The 15,881-nt window shown below is 59.8% G+C and carries 15 protein-coding genes and 2 pseudogenes; 9 read left to right on the forward strand and 8 right to left on the reverse strand.

The annotated features are described in order from the left end of the window. Positions 1 to 68: 68 nt before the first annotated feature. The 3 genes from ISN39_RS24610 to ISN39_RS24620 all read left to right on the forward strand — a co-directional run bounded on the left by ISN39_RS24610 (position 69) and on the right by ISN39_RS24620 (position 2,401). Positions 69 to 677 carry a LysE/ArgO family amino acid transporter gene (locus ISN39_RS24610; protein ID WP_194731907.1) on the forward strand — a complete coding sequence of 203 codons (609 nt, stop codon included), beginning with the start codon at positions 69 to 71 and terminating at the stop codon, positions 675 to 677. Positions 678 to 854: 177 nt separating this feature from the next. Next, positions 855 to 1,493 carry a LysE family translocator gene (locus ISN39_RS24615; RefSeq protein WP_194730828.1) on the forward strand — a complete coding sequence of 213 codons (639 nt, stop codon included), beginning with the start codon at positions 855 to 857 and terminating at the stop codon, positions 1,491 to 1,493. A gap of 17 nt (positions 1,494 to 1,510) precedes the next feature. Then, a complete protein-coding gene (locus ISN39_RS24620) occupies positions 1,511 to 2,401 on the forward strand; it encodes a dihydrodipicolinate synthase family protein (protein ID WP_194730829.1) in 891 nt (296 codons plus the stop codon). A gap of 352 nt (positions 2,402 to 2,753) precedes the next feature. Here the strand turns inward: ISN39_RS24620 and ISN39_RS24625 are convergent, their stop codons facing one another. The 3 genes and pseudogenes from ISN39_RS24625 to ISN39_RS24635 all read right to left on the reverse strand — a co-directional run. Next, complete coding sequence (locus ISN39_RS24625) at positions 2,754 to 4,100, reverse strand: SLC13 family permease (RefSeq protein WP_194730830.1); 1,347 nt, start codon at positions 4,098 to 4,100, stop codon at positions 2,754 to 2,756. Positions 4,101 to 4,196: 96 nt separating this feature from the next. Then, complete coding sequence (locus ISN39_RS24630) at positions 4,197 to 5,711, reverse strand: malonyl-CoA synthase (RefSeq protein ID WP_194730831.1); 1,515 nt, start codon at positions 5,709 to 5,711, stop codon at positions 4,197 to 4,199. Positions 5,712 to 5,735: 24 nt separating this feature from the next. Then, a pseudogene (locus ISN39_RS24635) lies at positions 5,736 to 7,120 on the reverse strand (malonyl-CoA decarboxylase); the annotation flags it as partial. A gap of 160 nt (positions 7,121 to 7,280) precedes the next feature. Between ISN39_RS24635 and ISN39_RS24640 the strand changes: the two are divergent. The 3 genes from ISN39_RS24640 to ISN39_RS24650 all read left to right on the forward strand — a co-directional run bounded on the left by ISN39_RS24640 (position 7,281) and on the right by ISN39_RS24650 (position 9,141). Beyond that, complete coding sequence (locus ISN39_RS24640; RefSeq protein ID WP_194731908.1) at positions 7,281 to 7,931, forward strand: GntR family transcriptional regulator; 651 nt, start codon at positions 7,281 to 7,283, stop codon at positions 7,929 to 7,931. Between the two features lie 305 nt (positions 7,932 to 8,236). Next, complete coding sequence (locus ISN39_RS24645; protein ID WP_194730833.1) at positions 8,237 to 8,626, forward strand: antitoxin Xre/MbcA/ParS toxin-binding domain-containing protein; 390 nt, start codon at positions 8,237 to 8,239, stop codon at positions 8,624 to 8,626. Continuing rightward, entirely contained in the window at positions 8,623 to 9,141 is a 519-nt protein-coding gene (locus ISN39_RS24650; protein WP_194730834.1) for an RES family NAD+ phosphorylase, read from the forward strand. Before ISN39_RS24645 ends, ISN39_RS24650 begins: the two co-directional genes overlap by 4 nt. 15 nt (positions 9,142 to 9,156) lie before the next feature. On the opposite strand, the pseudogene ISN39_RS24655 reads toward ISN39_RS24650, so the two are convergent. Further along, positions 9,157 to 9,799 (reverse strand): annotated as a pseudogene (locus tag ISN39_RS24655) (recombinase family protein); the annotation flags it as partial. Positions 9,800 to 10,357: 558 nt separating this feature from the next. Continuing rightward, a complete protein-coding gene (soxR, locus tag ISN39_RS24660) occupies positions 10,358 to 10,792 on the reverse strand; it encodes a redox-sensitive transcriptional activator SoxR (RefSeq protein WP_194730835.1) in 435 nt (144 codons plus the stop codon). 86 nt (positions 10,793 to 10,878) lie between these two features. Here soxR and ISN39_RS24665 point away from each other — a divergent pair, with 86 nt between their 5' ends. From ISN39_RS24665 to ISN39_RS24675, 3 genes are all read left to right on the forward strand, one after another. Continuing rightward, a complete protein-coding gene (locus tag ISN39_RS24665) occupies positions 10,879 to 11,601 on the forward strand; it encodes an SDR family oxidoreductase (RefSeq protein WP_194730836.1) in 723 nt (240 codons plus the stop codon). Further along, the gene (locus tag ISN39_RS24670; RefSeq protein ID WP_194730837.1) at positions 11,598 to 12,698 is read left to right on the forward strand and encodes an S-adenosylmethionine:tRNA ribosyltransferase-isomerase; all 1,101 of its coding nucleotides are present in this window, start codon (positions 11,598 to 11,600) and stop codon (positions 12,696 to 12,698) included. Before ISN39_RS24665 ends, ISN39_RS24670 begins: the two co-directional genes overlap by 4 nt. A 67-nt stretch (positions 12,699 to 12,765) precedes the next feature. Beyond that, positions 12,766 to 13,434: a DUF2161 domain-containing phosphodiesterase gene (locus ISN39_RS24675; protein WP_074072308.1), complete on the forward strand. Its 669-nt coding sequence runs from the start codon at positions 12,766 to 12,768 to the stop codon at positions 13,432 to 13,434. 184 nt (positions 13,435 to 13,618) lie between these two features. Here the strand turns inward: ISN39_RS24675 and ISN39_RS24680 are convergent, their stop codons facing one another. Genes ISN39_RS24680 through ISN39_RS24690 form a run of 3 tightly spaced genes read right to left on the reverse strand, consistent with a single transcriptional unit; the run spans position 13,619 to position 15,815 of the window. Continuing rightward, positions 13,619 to 13,852: a DUF3422 family protein gene (locus tag ISN39_RS24680; protein WP_348651988.1), complete on the reverse strand. Its 234-nt coding sequence runs from the start codon at positions 13,850 to 13,852 to the stop codon at positions 13,619 to 13,621. 39 nt (positions 13,853 to 13,891) lie between these two features. Then, positions 13,892 to 14,935 carry a glycine betaine/L-proline ABC transporter ATP-binding protein gene (locus ISN39_RS24685; protein ID WP_194730839.1) on the reverse strand — a complete coding sequence of 348 codons (1,044 nt, stop codon included), beginning with the start codon at positions 14,933 to 14,935 and terminating at the stop codon, positions 13,892 to 13,894. Next, positions 14,928 to 15,815, reverse strand: coding sequence for a proline/glycine betaine ABC transporter permease (locus ISN39_RS24690; RefSeq protein WP_194730840.1), 888 nt, complete (start codon positions 15,813 to 15,815; stop codon positions 14,928 to 14,930). Before ISN39_RS24690 ends, ISN39_RS24685 begins: the two co-directional genes overlap by 8 nt. Between the last annotated feature and the right edge of the window lie 66 nt (positions 15,816 to 15,881).

A 15,881-nucleotide genomic window follows, 5' to 3' on the forward strand; every position in this document is an offset into this window, starting at 1 on the left:
ACATTAACTATCCTAAGTCGACGGGATGCGATAGCGGAAAGTCTCGATATTTCGGGGAGCGGTTTATGGTGAATTTTCCGGTTTTTGGGACCGGCCTCATGATGGGGCTCAGCCTGATTGTTGCGATTGGCGCGCAGAACGCGTTCGTGCTGCGCCAGGGCCTGCGCAACGAGCATGTATTGGCCGTCTGCCTCGCATGTGGTTTGTCGGACGCTGTGCTCATCACGCTGGGCGTGACCAGTTTCCGGCAGATCAGCGCGTTGCTGCCCTGGCTCGATCCGGCAATGCGCTATGGAGGAGCGGCGTTCTTGATCTGGTACGGCGCAAAAAGCCTTTATTCCGCCTTCCGCTCGACGGGAGCGCTGGCGGTGCAGGAGGCGGGTCTATCGAATTTTCGAGCGACCCTTACCACCTGTCTTGCTCTTACCTGGCTCAACCCGCACGTCTACCTCGATACGGTCGTGCTGCTTGGCACCATCTCGACCCGGTTTCCGGGATACGAGGTATCGTTCGCGGCGGGAGCCGCAACCGGCTCGTTTCTGTTCTTCTTTTCGCTTGGCTACGGTGCGACCTGGCTACGGCCGATCTTCTCGAAGCCGGCATCGTGGCGAATTCTGGAAACGCTCATTACTTTTACGATGTGGATGATTGCCTTTAACCTATTGAGGGAAATGTAGCCGCCGATCTGCCGGGATGTCCGCATGGGTCGGGAGCACCGCCCGCTATCCCGCTTTCGGCGACGTCATAAAAAGTCGATCGTGGCGCCCAAAGATGGAGACAGGCGCCCGGTTTGCACGTTACGTTACGTTTCGATCGACCTACCGTAATAACCAACAGCATGATTGGGCCTCAGATTGTCTGCCGAACTCCACCATCTCCTGATTGTCTACACCGCCTATGTGATCGCAGCCGGAAGCCCCGGCCCCAGCAATATGCGGATCATGGGGGTGGCGATGCATAACGGGCGGCGTGCAGCCCTCATACTCGCTGCCGGCGTGGTCAGCGGTTCGATCTTCTGGGGTGCGATGGCTGCAACAGGTGTCTCAGCAATCCTGACCCGCTATGCGGAAGCGCTGATCGTACTCAAAATCTTCGGTGGTCTTTATCTTCTTTATCTCGCCTTCAAGGCGGGCAAAGCCGCACTTGCTTCGGGCGATCAGGCTGTGTCGCATACGGGGCCGAATGGCGCCGCAGTGTCGGGAACAGATCTCTACCGGCGCGGCTTACTCATGCACCTCAGCAATCCGAAATCGATCCTTGCGTGGATCGCCTTGGTGACGCTGGGCCTTGGCCCGAACTCGTCATGGCACACGCTTGCGGCGATCCTTGGCGGTTGCGCGGTGTTGAGCGTGACCATCTTTTGCGGCTATGCGGTCATTTTCTCGACCGCACCCATGGTGCGCCTGTACCGTCGCGCGAGGCGCTGGATCGAAGGAGTACTGGCCCTGTTTTTCGGCGTTGCCGGTCTCCGGCTGCTACTGGCGCGCGCGTAAGGTATGGGAGAAGCATCATGAAGCTCTTCGCGGGCCTCTCGGCCTTTTCCATCACGCCCACGGATGCCTCCGGATGTGTCGACACGGCCGCGCTTGCGCGCCTCCTCGAACGCATTGCTGCGGCCCGCGCCGACTCGATCGGACTGCTGGGAAGCACCGGCGGTTACGCTTTTCTTTCGAGACACGAGCGACAGCGTGCCGTCGAGGCGGCAATGGCGTGCGTTGGCGGGAAGATACCTGTCATCGTCGGTGTCGGCGCGCTGAGAACCGACGAGGCTCAGGCGCATGCCCGTGATGCGAGGAAGGCGGGAGCGAATGGTCTTCTGTTGGCTCCCATGTCCTATACTCCCCTGACGGAAGAGGAGGTTTTTCAGCATATTTTGGCCGTTGCGGAAGCGGGTGAGCTGCCCTTGTGCATCTACAACAACCCGAGCACCACCCGCTTCACCTTCACCGACGATCTGATCGTCCGTCTGGCGAGCGCACCGAACATTGTCGCCGTGAAAATGCCACTTCCCACCCATGGGGATGTTAAGGCTGAACTTACGCGTTTGCGAAGGCGCACGCCGGACGACTTCGCAATCGGCTACAGTGGCGATTGGGGCGCGGCCGACGCACTGCTGGCGGGCTGCGACGCCTGGTACGGCGTGATCGCTGGCCTGTTGCCTTCCGAAGCCGTTGCTCTCACGCGAGCAGCCCAAGCAGGAGACGCCTGCGAGGTCGAGGGCCTCGATCAGGCCTTTCAACCCTTGTGGAGGCTCTTCAAGGAGTTTGGCAGCTTCCGCGTAATGTACGCGATAGCTGACGCCCTTGGCCTTTGCCGCGCCGCGCCACCACGGCCAATACTGCCCTTGCCGCCATCAGACATGCCAAGAGTGAAAGACGCACTCGATCGTATCTTGATCTGACCGCACATGGGCGCATTTGAGACCTGGCCAAGGTGGCGTTTTGGCTCCGCGGCCGGAGTGCCAATATCCGCAAGAGTGGTCTTGTGGTGCGTCATCTGAGGCTACATTTAGCCTCATCTGGAGCGAGGATTGAATTATGTTGGCCTTTGAAGACGTTGCGAACGTACTCGGCATTCCTGCCAAGGAGGCGGCTCTTCGGTCGCAGTTCGGGTGATATCGCGCATCGAGGGTGGGCTGCCGATCGCTGCACTGGAGCGGGTGCCCATCTGCTTGCGCCGGCGCCCATGGGATCTGATGGGCGCCGGTAATTTCATCGTCGGCAGGCGGTTGCGTTCGGCTGCGGCATGCTGCGTCAGACGAGCCCAGGCACGACGAAGACCAACCAGGCAACCAGCGGCCCGATGATCGCGATCAGGGCGCTATAAATCAGCAGTTGACGCAGCACTTTCTCGCGTTTGTCATCCGGGGCGTTGGCAACGACGAGTGCGCCATTGGTGGAAAACGGGCTGGTATCGACGATCGTTGTCGAGATCGCGATTGCCGCTACCACGCCGACGGCGCTGATATGACCTTGCAGCAGGAATGGCACCGCCAAGGGAATGATGGCGCCAAGGAGCGCTGTCGAGGATGCAAAGGCCGAGACGATGGCGCCCGTGAAGCAGAGCAGCAGCGCAACCAAGAGCGGCATGCCGAGACTTGAAATGCCGTGCGCGACATAGTCGACCGTGCCGGCCTTTTCCATGACGCCGACATAGGTAATGATGCCTGCAATCAGCAGCACGGTCGACCAGCTTACCTTGTCGATTGCCGCCTTTTGAGTTTTCGGTGACAGCAGCGCGAGAGCGACTGCGACAGTCATGGCGACCAGACCCACATTGAACTTGAAGACCAGGGCACCGATGCCGAGAGCCGTCAAGCCGATCAAGGTGGATATCCGCTCGCTGGTGAGGCGGAATGTTGCAGCTGTGTCGGCGGCCGTGCCGTAAGCATGCTCTCTGATCGGCTTTGCGGGTGTACCCCCATGGCCTCTGATCGATGCCGATACGCCTTCAGGGTGCAGATCGGGCAAGGGGCCGAACAATACCGATTGCTGCTTCATTACTCGCGCACCGCCAAAAACGAAGAACACCAGTACGGCAATCGCCAGATTGAAGAAGAAGCTGGAAAGGAACAGCGATGTCGGAGCCAAAGGCAGCCCTGCCTTTGCGACGATCTGATTGGTAATGCCGCCATAGACACTGATCGGCGAAAAGCCGCCGGCCTGTGCGCCATGGATGACCATCAGGCCCATCATCACCGGGTGGATCCTGTATTGCACGGCAAAGCTCAGCGCCACCGGCGCAAGGATAGCCACGGCTGCCGGCCCCAGCGCCCCAAAGCCGGTGATGACCGCAGCGACCAGGAACATCACCCAGGGAATCCATGCGACATGCCCTCGGACCAGGCGGACGGCGCATTCAACAAGCCAGTCGATGGTGCCGTTGATCTGCGCGATTGCAAAAAGATAGGTCACGGCGACCAGAGTCAGGAATAGATCGCTCGGAAAACCTGCGAAGATATCGGTGGCTTTCATACCGATGATGAGCGTGCCGAGCAGGAACGTGCAGGCGAAAGCAAGTGCGCCCATGTTGATTGGCTGGATCGTTGCGACGACAAACATGCCGATCAACAAGAGTATGGACAGTATTTCGATGCTCATGATTCCCCTCCCTCCGGCGCTCTCGCGCCGGCAGCTTTTCGTTTGTAACAATTGAAAATGTCTGCGCGCCGTCCTCCCAGAGGGCGCACAGGCGGATCAGGTCCTTGCGTAAAGGTCGGCGTATTTCTGCCGAAGAACGTTCTTTTGCACCTTGCCCATGGCATTGCGCGGCAAGTCCTCGGCGAAGATGATGCGCTTCGGCTGCTTGTACCGTGCGAGCCGGTCGTGGAGCGCATGAAGAATGGCGCCTTCGTCAAGCACCGTATTGGCTTTGCGCACCACGATGGCCGTGACGCCCTCTCCGAAATCGGGATGAGGAACTCCGATGACGGCACTTTCGGCGACGCCATCGAGTTGGTCGATCTCGCCTTCGACCTCCTTGGGGTAGATGTTGTATCCGCCGGAAATCACCAGGTCCTTGCTACGACCGACAATGTGGACATAGCCGTCCGTGTCGATCTTGCCGAGGTCGCCGCTGATGAAGAACCCGTCGGAGGTGAATTCGGCTGCCGTCTTTTCCGGCATTCGCCAGTAGCCCTTGAAGACGTTCGGCCCCTTGATTTCGATCATCCCGGTTTCATCGGGCGGCAGCACGGCGCCGGTGGCCGGATCCGTAACGCGCACCGTCACTCCAGGAAGGGGCAAGCCGACTGTTCCGGCGATCCGCGCTCCGTCGTAGGGATTGGACGTATTCATGTTGGTTTCGGTCATCCCGTAGCGCTCAAGGATGGCATGACCGGTGCGCTTTTCGAACTCGACATGCGTTTCGGCAAGCAGGGGCGCCGAACCAGAAACGAAGAGGCGCATATTCGCGACCGCCTGCTTGTCGAGGCGGCGGCTCTGCAGGAGGCGCACGTAAAAGGTCGGGACACCCATCAGCATGGTCGCCTGCGGCATCAGCGCCACGACCTCGTCTGCATCGAACTTCGACAGCAGGAACATCGAGGCACCGGCAAGTAAAGTGACGTTGGTGGCAACGAACAGCCCGTGCGTGTGGAAGATGGGCAATGCGTGGATCAGACGATCGCCGGATGTAACGCGCCAGCAATCGCGCAAGGTCGTGGCGTTTGAAAGAAGATTTCCATGCGTGAGCATCGCCCCCTTGGAGCGGCCCGTGGTTCCTGAGGTGTAAAGGATCGCTGCCAGATCATCTGCCGAACATGACGCATCCACGAAATCAAGTGGTTCGTCCCTCGCAAGATCGAGCAACGAGCCCGTACCGTCTGCGTCGAGCGTTTCGACGATTGCGCCATGAGCCTTCGCAATTGTTGCGACCGCCTCACGCTGAACTGGCGAGACCACAACCAGGCGCGGCTCGGCATCGCCAATGAAGTAGTCGAGTTCGGCGAGCGTGTAGGCTGTATTCAGTGGCAGATAGACAGCGCCACAGCGAAGGCAGGCCAGGTAGAGGATCAGGGCTTCGGCGCTCTTTTCCACCTGCACGGCAACCCGATCGCCGGGACGAATACCGAGGGCGTCGATCGCACTGGCGATACGGCCTGAAAGGTCCAGCGCCTCGTCGTAGGTCCAGATCCGTCCGCCATTGATGCGGATGAATGGCGCATTGCCGGGTGCGGCAGCCCGTATGGCGTCGAAAAGATGGTTGCTCATGTCGCCCTCCTCCAATTGCTGTTTTACGACTCGCGCGAAAGTCCGCGAAGCCTGACGACTTTTGTGGCGTCCCCGTTGCGGCCGAGGAGATTTTTGACAGCCGGTGAGGCTGCAACTTCGCCACGCTGCGCAAGGGCCTCGTGGTTGGCTACGATGTCGTCGAGCTTGTAGAGATAGTTGACCATCAGGCCGTGCGCCTGCGTCATCGCCCTGGCCGAGTGGTCGGCCAGAAAATTCAATCTTTCCAGTCGCGCCCCGTTGCCCAGATGGAAACGGGCGACAGGATCAAGCGGGCGACCCTGCGGCGTGCGTTCGATCAAAAAATACCGCGCCGCAAGCGGCAGCAACACGCGCTCCACCTCAACCGCCTTGGCCCTGTCGTCTGCCCATCTCGGGTCGTCAAGTAGCGCCAGGGTTTTGCGATCGGCATCCGACGGCACCGGGCTGGCTGCCGAGGCACGCGCTTTGGCAAGCCAGCGGGCAAAGCCTGGAACGGGCGAGAGCGTCACAAAATTCTTCAATCCGGGCAGGTCTCGCCGCAGGTCCTCGACGACCTGCTTGATCAGAAAGTTGCCGAAGGAGATTCCGCGGAGGCCGTCCTGGCAATTGGAGATCGAATAGAAGACAGCCGTCGTCGCCTCGTCGGCGTTGATCTGCTCTCTGCCTTCGTCGAGCACGTCCGCGATGGTGTTTGGTACCGACCGCGTGAGTGCCACCTCGACGAAGACAAGCGGTTCGTCTGCGAGGCGAGGATGGAAAAAGGCAAAGCAGCGACGGTCGGCTGGCGCCAGGCGGCGGCGCAACTCCTCCCAACTGGCGATCTCGTGCACGGCTTCGTATTTGATGATCTTTTCGAGAATGTGAGCCGGCGTCGACCAGTCGATTGGCCGAAGTGTGAGAAAGCCGCGATTGAACCAGGAGCCGAAGAGGTGGGCAAAGTCAGTGTCGATGGCGCGATATTCGTCCGCTTGCGCGGCTAAAGCTAGAAGTTGCTGACGCATCTGGACCAGCTTGGCCGTACCATTGGGCGCTTGGTTCAATCGGCGCAGGAGTTCCTGGCGCCGTGGTTCAGCTGCCTGATGGAGCGCCGTGATCGTCGCGGAGTTCTTTTGAGCACGATACGTTTCGATCGCCTGATCGAGTTTGGCCGTGTCTGGCCCGAACCTGTCATAGAGCATTTGCAGAAACTGTTGCACGCCGTTTGCTTCGAGTTTGCTCCACCGATCGAGGATCTCGGCAGCGATGGCCATCCCGGACGCCTCGCCGCGGCTCGACATCAGCATTTCACAGAGGGTTTCGAAATCGACTTTTGTTGCATCCGCCGGCGTACGCGAATCCGCAAACAAAAGCTTGCGTCCGCGATCCGTGATGTTTTGCAGCATGTCGCTGAAAAATGAGGTTCCAGGCATGCCATTCTCCTCCCTGCTTCGCGGCGATAAAGGCGTCCCCGTCGCCACCGTTCTCATTTCTAAGGCTTCGCGGTATAGTATTTAAATTGGCGCATATCGCGTACAATGTCAATGATTGTGTATACAAGAAACTGATTTGAGTATTATGAAGGTGGAACGCATGTCTGAAAATGTTGGCAGGTGGCTTCGAGACGAGATTGAAAATGCCATTCTTTCCAATGAGTTCGCGCCCGGCGAACGGTTGGACGAGATGGTGCTCGCCACCCGGTTCGGTGTATCGCGGACACCCGTCCGCGAGGCGCTGATGCAACTCAATGCGATTGGGCTTATCGAAATTCGCCCGCGCCGGGGGGCTATCGTCATCGATCCGGCGCCGCACAGAATTTTCGAGATGTTTGAGGTCATGGCGGAGCTCGAAGGCCTGGCCGGATCGCTCGCCGCCCGCCGGCTGGACGACGAATCTCGCGCGGCAATCACGGCTGCCCACAGGCGCTGTGAGCTGTCAGCCGGGGCCGGCGACAGCGACGCCTATTATTACGACAACGAGGAATTCCATAAGGCCATCTACGCAGCAAGCCGCAGCGAGTTCCTTGAGGAGCAGTGCCTGCAACTGCATCGGCGCTTGCGCCCTTATCGGCGACTTCAGCTGCGTGTGCGTAACCGCCTGTCGACGTCCTTTTCCGAACATTGCACCATTGTCGATGCAATTTTCGCCGGAAACGGCGAGGAGGCTCGCCGCCTGTTGCGGGTACATGTCGGAATACAAGGCGAGAGGTTCAGCGATCTGGTAGCCAGCATGACGACAAGGTGAGCGCAGGTCGAAGGTAGCAAGCTGGCGCCACCGGCATTTCTGTGCGTTCTGGAATCCCAGCGTAACCTGAAAAGGATATGAGCGCAGGTTCGTCGGCCATTTCGCCTGGCATGGGTCGGGCGTCCTAGTGTCGGATTTGGCGCTAGTGATCGAATTCATCTTTGCACTCAGATGGAGATAATCCTTCAAGCATGCTTTCAGAAGCAGATGCTCTGCCGGCAATGGTTTTGGAGATTGCATTGCGCACGGAGAGGTCATATATTCTGTACGAAATATAAGGCATCAGATGTGGCGAGGTGATAGCGATGGCTGAGGCCATGAAGATTGCAAGGCAGAATGGGCCGCTGGTTCTATCGTATATGGATAGGTCTGGCAGGATCGTAGTCGATCGGCTCGTGGACGGGTTCGGCATGTCCAAGACCCAGCTCGCAGAAACCGCAGGGCTTGCACGAGAGACGCTGTATCGGGTGGAGCGCAGCGGCACGGCCAAAACGCAAGGTCGCCTGCGTGAAATGCTCGAGATCATCAGCCGCGTTACAGATTGGGCGGGCGGTAAAGAGCAGGCCATGGCCTGGTATCGGGCCCAGCCGCTTCCGGCATTCGGCGGGCGCACCGCCGAATCGCTCGTGAAAGACGGCAAGGCAGCTGCCGTTCGCGAATACCTCGATCATATGGCCCTCGGCGGTTTTGCTTGAGGTTCGTCGGAACCTGCTATCGGGCGCATGATCCTCGTTGGGCCTTCAAGCCGGTCTCCGGTGATGGAGCGGCGATCAGGGGTGCGCGTTTCAATCCCAAGGGTGTGCCAGCGCTCTATCTGGGCCTGAGCATCATGACGGCAGTGAAGGAGGCCAATCAAGGCTTTGCTCATCGGATCGATCCGTGTGTGCTCTGCTCCTACGAGGTCGATTGCGACCATATCGTGGATCTGACGGTAGAAGAGGGAAGGGGAGGATTTTCCGTCGCATTGGTGGATATGGCCTGCGCATGGGCTACGGCTCTTAGTATTGGAGATCGGCCGGCGTCGTGGGCGATTTACGATCGCCTGCGACCTCAAGGCGTTTCAGGTATTCTTGTTCCGAGCTTCGCGCCCGGGGCCGAGGGCGATGACAAGAATCTCGTGCTCTGGGACTGGGGCGCGGCGCTTCCGCACAAGGTAACGGTGGTCGATCCAAGCGGTCGGATGCCGAAAGACCAGCTGTCCTGGCGCTGAGGCGACGGGATGCTCTTAGGGTGGTGGGTCCAATCGAATTTCACTATCGAAGGGCTCCTTCGTTGAAGCAACGGGCTGACAAGCTTCAGGCAGACGGGCCTCGTCCAGGAGGGCCCTGACGGAGGACGGTTGCCATTTACGGCCCCCACGCGCCGGCGGCCCACGCATCTGGTCCAACTGAGCTGCAATGTCGCGCAACGAAAGATCAGGATCGGCAATTGCGATCCCGGCGACCAGTTTCATCAGATGAGCCTCAGGGGGCCGCCGCGGCGACCGGGCAAGCAGTTCTGGTTCCACAAGCTTTTCGCGTACCATCCGATGGATCGCCCGGTGAAGTCGTTCGGCCGTCCAGTCGTGACCTCGGCTATTGAGGATTCGCATGACATTGTCCCAACTGTGCTGCGGCCGTACGGTGGGCAGTCATGTCTGCGCCGACGAGATCAGTTCGTTCAGGTAGGCTCGTTCGCGAGCCGCTGAAACGGCACGGATTGCCTCCGGGCGACGTTCGCGAGGGCCGGGGTTGCCGGCAAGTCGGCCAGCCTGCCTTGGCGGCCTTCATATCGGCCTTCGTGCGCTCCGCAATAAGGGCGCGCTCGAGCTGGGCGACAGCGCCGAGCACTTGCAAGGAAAACATGCCCTGCGGTGTGGAAGTATCGATCGCCTTTCGACTGCTGCTCTGGAATATTTGAGCTATTTGAAAGAAAGCTGGTGACGTTCCTAGCCATACCGTTTGCTAGGTGGGGAATGATGATGAGGAGTTGCCTGCGCCGGCCGCAATCTACAAGGTTTGGCTAAAGCCTATCGACACTGCGCTGCTCCTCGACGTCATGAATTTCCCCGACGAACGCCCGGAGGTTCGACTCGTTGCACGTAAACAGCGCATTGGACTCGTGACGGAATGATGCCCACGACCGCTGAAGCCGTTGGATGCCTCGCTGTGAATCAGGACCGAGTCGATACCTGGATGCGACGTGCAATCTCCCTAAACCCTCGACCTAAAGCGGGGCCGCGACCGGTGCGCCGATCGCGACCCCGCTGTTTTTTCTGTTTCTGCAGTACTTCCAGACCGTCGCCGGATATCGGCGGGGTCAACCTTTTTGTGCTGAATCGCGGAGGGGAGCCGAAACAATGCCTGCCACCATGCTTGGTCAGGGCGACGCGCAATATAAGAGCGGTCGAAGGCGCTGAGATCGTCATCCTCCTGCCGGAGAGCAGTTCATCCTGTCCAATACCTCGGCCCCGGCCCCTTGCGTCCTGCTACATCAGCAGGGTTGGCCAGGCTACAGCGGTCGATCGACAGGCAGCCACAGCCGATGCACTCGGTAAGCCCGGTCCGCAGGCGCTGCAACTCGGCTATGCGCTGGTCGATGCGCTTTGCCCACTCCCCCGACAATCGCGACCAATCCCGACGCGAGGGCACGCGTTCGGCTGGCAACTTGGCGAGCTCGGCGCCGATCTCCTCAAGCGTCAACCCAATGCGCTGCGCGAAAATGACGAAGGCGATCCGGCGCAACACGGACCGGTGATAGCGCCTATGCCCCGACCCGGCCCGCTCGGACGCTATCAGCCCACGCTCCTCGTAAAAACGCAGGGCTGACGAGGCGACGCCGCTACGACGCGACACTTCTGTGATGGTCAGCATCGAATCCATGCATAAACGAGAGCACGATTCTCGCTTGACTTCAAGTTAACTTGAACTTGTAGCAAATACCTTTGCGGATTGAAGGAGCACCGGCTATGCAGACGAATATCGATCTTCAGGGACTGCGTGTGGCCGTCACCGGCGGCACGTCTGGCCTCGGACTGGCGCTTGTGCGGCAGCTTGCCGAAAGGGGTGCGCGCGTCGCCTTCGTCGCCCGCACCGCAGCGAATGTCGAACGCATAGCAGACGAGACTGGCGCGCACGGCATTGTCGCCGATATCGGCAAGAAGGACGACATTTACCCGATGGCCATGCAGGTCAACGCCATCCTTGGCGGAGTCGACGTCCTGATCAACAATGCGTCGAACCTCGGTCCTGTCCCTCTGGCGCTTCTGGCCGATACAGAGTGTGAGGAGCTGGAAGCAGCGCTTGCAGTCAACCTCCTCGGCGCGTTCCGGCTGACGAAAGCCCTGTTCGGCGCGCTTGCCGCGTCCGCTCGCGAGGGCCGCGGCGCGGTGGTGGTCAACATCTCCAGCGACGCGGCGGTGACTGCCTATCCCGGCTGGGGCGCGTATGGTGCGAGCAAGGCCGCTCTTGCCCATTTGACGGCGATCTGGGACGAGGAGGCGAAAGACGATGGTATAAGGATCCTCGCGCTCGACCCCGGCGATATGGACACCACGCTACACGCGCTGGCGGTTCCTGACGCCGATCCATCGGCATTGAAGCGTCCCGAACTGGCCGCTGCCGAGATCATTGAAAAGATGCTCGACGCGTTGCCGGTCTGGGCTGGGCTTCACGCCGGAGAACATGCATGATCGCCGCCGACCGCCCCGATCGGCACTCCGCCAGGCTGCTCGTCGTCGAGGCGGACGGCACGATGCGGGATCTGCCGCGCGTCGGGCTCGCGACGCTTTTCAATCCCGGCGATCTGGTCGTCGCCAATGACGCCGCAACCTTGCCTGCTAGCTTGCACGGCACGCATGTCCCAACGGGCAAGGCGATCGAGATCCGCCTGGCAGGCTGGCTATCACTTCCCGGTCCCACCCGCTTCGTGGCGATTGCCTTCGGCTCGGGCGATCACCGCACGCGCACGGAAGACCGGTTGCCTCCGCCGACGCTGGCAGCAGGCCACCGCCTCCGGCTCGGCCCACTTGAAGGGGTCGTCGAGCGTCTTCTCGACCATCCTCGACTACTCGAGCTGTGCTTTTCAGGCAACCGCGCAGCGGTGCTTGCAGGAATGGCGCAGCACGGCCGGCCAATCCAATACGCGAATGTTCCTGAGCCGTTGGCATTGTGGGATGTTTGGACGAAGATTGCCGCCCGGCCGTTCGCGTTCGAGGCGCCGTCGGCAGGCTTCGCGCTCGACTGGCGCACGCTCAACGCCTGGCGCCGGCGCGACGTTGGCTTCGCAACACTCACGCATGCCGCGGGCGTTTCTTCCACCGGCGATCCGGCGCTCGACTCGCGCCTTCCCTTCGATGAGCCATATTGCATCTCTGAGCGCACCGCAGCGCAGGTCGCGCGGGCAAAGCTCCGCGGCAGCCGCATCATCGCGATCGGCACGAGCGTCGTGCGCGCGCTCGAGGCAACCGTTAATCCCGATGGCAGCGTGCGCGCCGGAAATGGCATTGCGACAGGGCGCATAGCGCGGGACACTGCGCTTCGCGTGGTCGATGCGATTCTCACGGGCGTCCACCAGCCCGGCGAAAGCCACTTCGAGCTCCTGCGCGCCTTCGCCGATGATAACTTGCTCGCCAAGGCCTCCGCAGCGCTCACCGCGTGCGGCTACCGCGCGCATGAATTCGGCGATTCTGTGCTGCTGAACTGCTCGCCGCTGCTTTTATCGATGCGATCAGCGGAGCTCGTCGAGGTGCATAGTCCTTTGCCTAACCAATCGGAGCGCTGGCATTAGATGTGGTGTCCGCGCTGGCAAATCGATGTAGCTTATCGAACGATTCTCCGTTTTGATCCGCAGGCCAATGGAAACTTCGCTTTATCAGCCGGTCAAAGGCTTTCTGGAAAAGGCAGGATACGTCGTCAAGGGTGAAGTCGGCGGCTGCGATCTCGTGGGCGTGAGCGATGACGATCCGCCTGTTGTCGTGGTCTGCGAACTAAAGATGAGCTTCAATCTCGAGCTCATCCTGCAGGCCGTCGACCGGGCCGCCGTTTCGGACGAGGTCTGGATCGCGGCCCGAGTTTCGCGCAAGGGCAAAGGCCGCGAGGCAGATAAGCGCTTTCGCGATCTCTGCCGCAGGCTCGGCATCGGCATGCTCGGCATTTCAGATGCCGGCGACGTCAGCATCATCGTCGGCTCAGTATCACCGATGCCGCGGACCAATCCGAAGCGACGTTCAAGACTGATGCGCGAGCATCAGGAACGGCGCGGCGATCCAGCCCTCGGCGGCAGCACGCGCACGCCGGTCATGACGGCATATCGCCAGCAGGCGCTCGGCTGCGCAGCCGCATTGGCATCCGGCCCCCTGCGTGTGCGGGATATCAGGCGTGGTGTACCGGAGGCCGGGAAGATCCTGCTTTCCAATGTCTACGGGTGGTTTGAGCGGCTCGACAGAGGCGTCTACGGCTTGACGGATGACGGACGGGAAGCACTGAAGCGATGGCCGCAGTGGGAGATGCAGGCGGCGCAGTAGCCATGCCGCTGTGGCCGCCAGTTCTATAAATCAATATTACGATGCTGATGGCTGAGATCGTGAATGAAGCCGGCGACGAATTCTCCCGCGTCCACATCCGTGGCGTCACCTGATCCATATCGTCCAGAGGCGGTACACGCTCTCTGCGTAGGTCAAGGTTACGAATTCAGCGTGATTTCACATTTCAGACGACCGGTGCTGTTTTTCTGATGCCACGCCTGCCGTCAGGACTTCGCGTCAGATCGTTCATGGATTCGATGGCCGTCGGAGAAGGCGGCTTTCCGCCAGCGATCGCGACGTACCAAACGTTGGTATCGCTATCGAAGTAGAGCGAAGGTCGAGCATGCAACTCGTCGTGCAATTCGCGACGAAGATGATGGTCCGTTCCGAGGTAGGCGTCTTTGTTCAAGGCCTTCAATCTGCGCTATTTGGGGCCGCGCCGTCCGGCGCGGCCAGTTCAATGAGGAGTGACGATCGCCAAGGCCAGTTGTCGAAGGTTAAGGGTGCCGACGGCCGCTCCCGTCGAATCCGTCACGGCGGCGTCCTCATCCGCGCGTCGATCGGTCAATATCCTCATTGCATCTTCGATTGTCGTTCCCGATGCTATGTTCGTGCCGTTCAGCCGGTGTCCGGGTTCGGCCGGCGTCATAACCGCATCCACGTGGATGACCCGTCCCCGATTGACCTCCTTCACGAAGTTGGCGATGTATTCGTCGGCCGGTCTAAGGACGATGTCCTGGCTGGTGCCTTGCTGAATGACCTCGCCGTCCCGCAGAATGGCTATCTGGTCACCCAGGCGGAGGGCCTCATCGAGATCGTGAGTGATGAATACGATCGTCTTTTTGATCTCCTTTTGCAGGTCCAGCAGGACGGTCTGCATGTCCATCCTGATCAGCGGATCGAGTGCCGAGTAAGCTTCGTCCATCAGCAGGACCGGCGCGTCGTTGGCGAGCGCGCGGGCAAGGCCAACGCGTTGCTGCATGCCACCTGAAAGCTGATTGGGATATTTCTGTTCGAATCCCTTCAGTCCGACGCGCTCGATCCATTGCATGGCGGTCTCGACGCCTTTGGCGCGAGGGACACCTTGGACTTCCAATCCGTAGATCGCGTTTTCAAGCACGTTGCGATGCGGAAGCAGCGCAAATTTCTGAAACACCATTGCCGTCTGGTGGCGACGAAACTCCTGCAGTTCTGCGGGGTTCATCTTGACTACGTCGACACCCTTCACCAGGACCTCGCCTGCGGTCGGATCGATCAAACGGTTGATATGCCTGATCAGCGTGGATTTCCCGGAGCCCGACAGGCCCATGATCACCTGAATGCAACCAGCCGGCATCTCGATGTTGATATCTTTCAGACCAAGCACGTGCCCGTGCTTTTCGTTCAGTTCGGCTTTGCTCAGACCGTTCCGGACGGCGTCGACATAGGCAGCGCCGTTAGGCCCGAAGATCTTGTAAAGGTTGCGTATTTTTATCCCTTCGAAGCGTTTTTTATCAACCATGGACCACCTCCCGGTGCTTCTGCAGGCGGTGTCCGTATGCCTGGCTGACCCGGTCGAAGATGATTGCGATGCCCACGATGGCGAGTCCATTGAAGATCCCCAATGTAAAATACTGATTGGCGATGGCCTTGAGAACAGGCTGACCTAGGCCCTGCACCCCGATCATCGAGGCGATAACCACCATGGCAAGCGCCATCATGATCGTCTGGTTGATTCCGGCCATGATCGTCGGGAGCGCCAGAGGGAGTTGAACATTTCTCAGCTTTTGCCAGCTTGAGGAGCCAAAAGCATCGGCCGCCTCCAGGACATCCTTGTCAACGAGGCGGATGCCAAGGTTGGTCAATCGGATCATCGGAGGTATCGCATAGATAACGACTGCGATAAGTCCTGGCACGCGTCCGATGCCAAGCAGCATGACCACAGGTATCAGGTATACGAAGCTGGGCATCGTCTGCATCACGTCAAGGAGTGGATTGATCACTCTCTGGACCCGGTCCGACCGCGACATGAGGATTCCAATCGGAATTCCGATCGCGATGGACAAGATGGTGCAGACGAGGATCATCGAGATGGTCCGCATGGTGTCGTCCCACATGTCGAGGTAGCCGATTGCCAGCAATGTCAGAAGACAGCCCAAGACCACCTTGACGCTTCGGCTGCCGGCCCACGCGATGGCTAAAATCATCAGCGTAATAATCGGCCATGGCGTCTGCGTCATGAAACGCTCTGCGGCCATCAGGAAGTGCTGCAGCGGCGAGAACATGGTTTCGATACCTTCACCGTAAGCGCGGGTGAACGATCTAAATCCGTCGTCTATCGCCTTCTTGAGATTGCGAAGAGCGTCATCATCCATGTGCGGGAATTTGTAAAACCATTCCATGCGGTTCCCCTTTTCTTAAAAAGAGCCGGCCAAATTCTTCTTATTTTCGGCGTTTACGTGTGCGGT

It is taken from the genome of Rhizobium sp. 007 (assembly GCF_015353075.1).
Classification (GTDB): domain Bacteria; phylum Pseudomonadota; class Alphaproteobacteria; order Rhizobiales; family Rhizobiaceae; genus Rhizobium.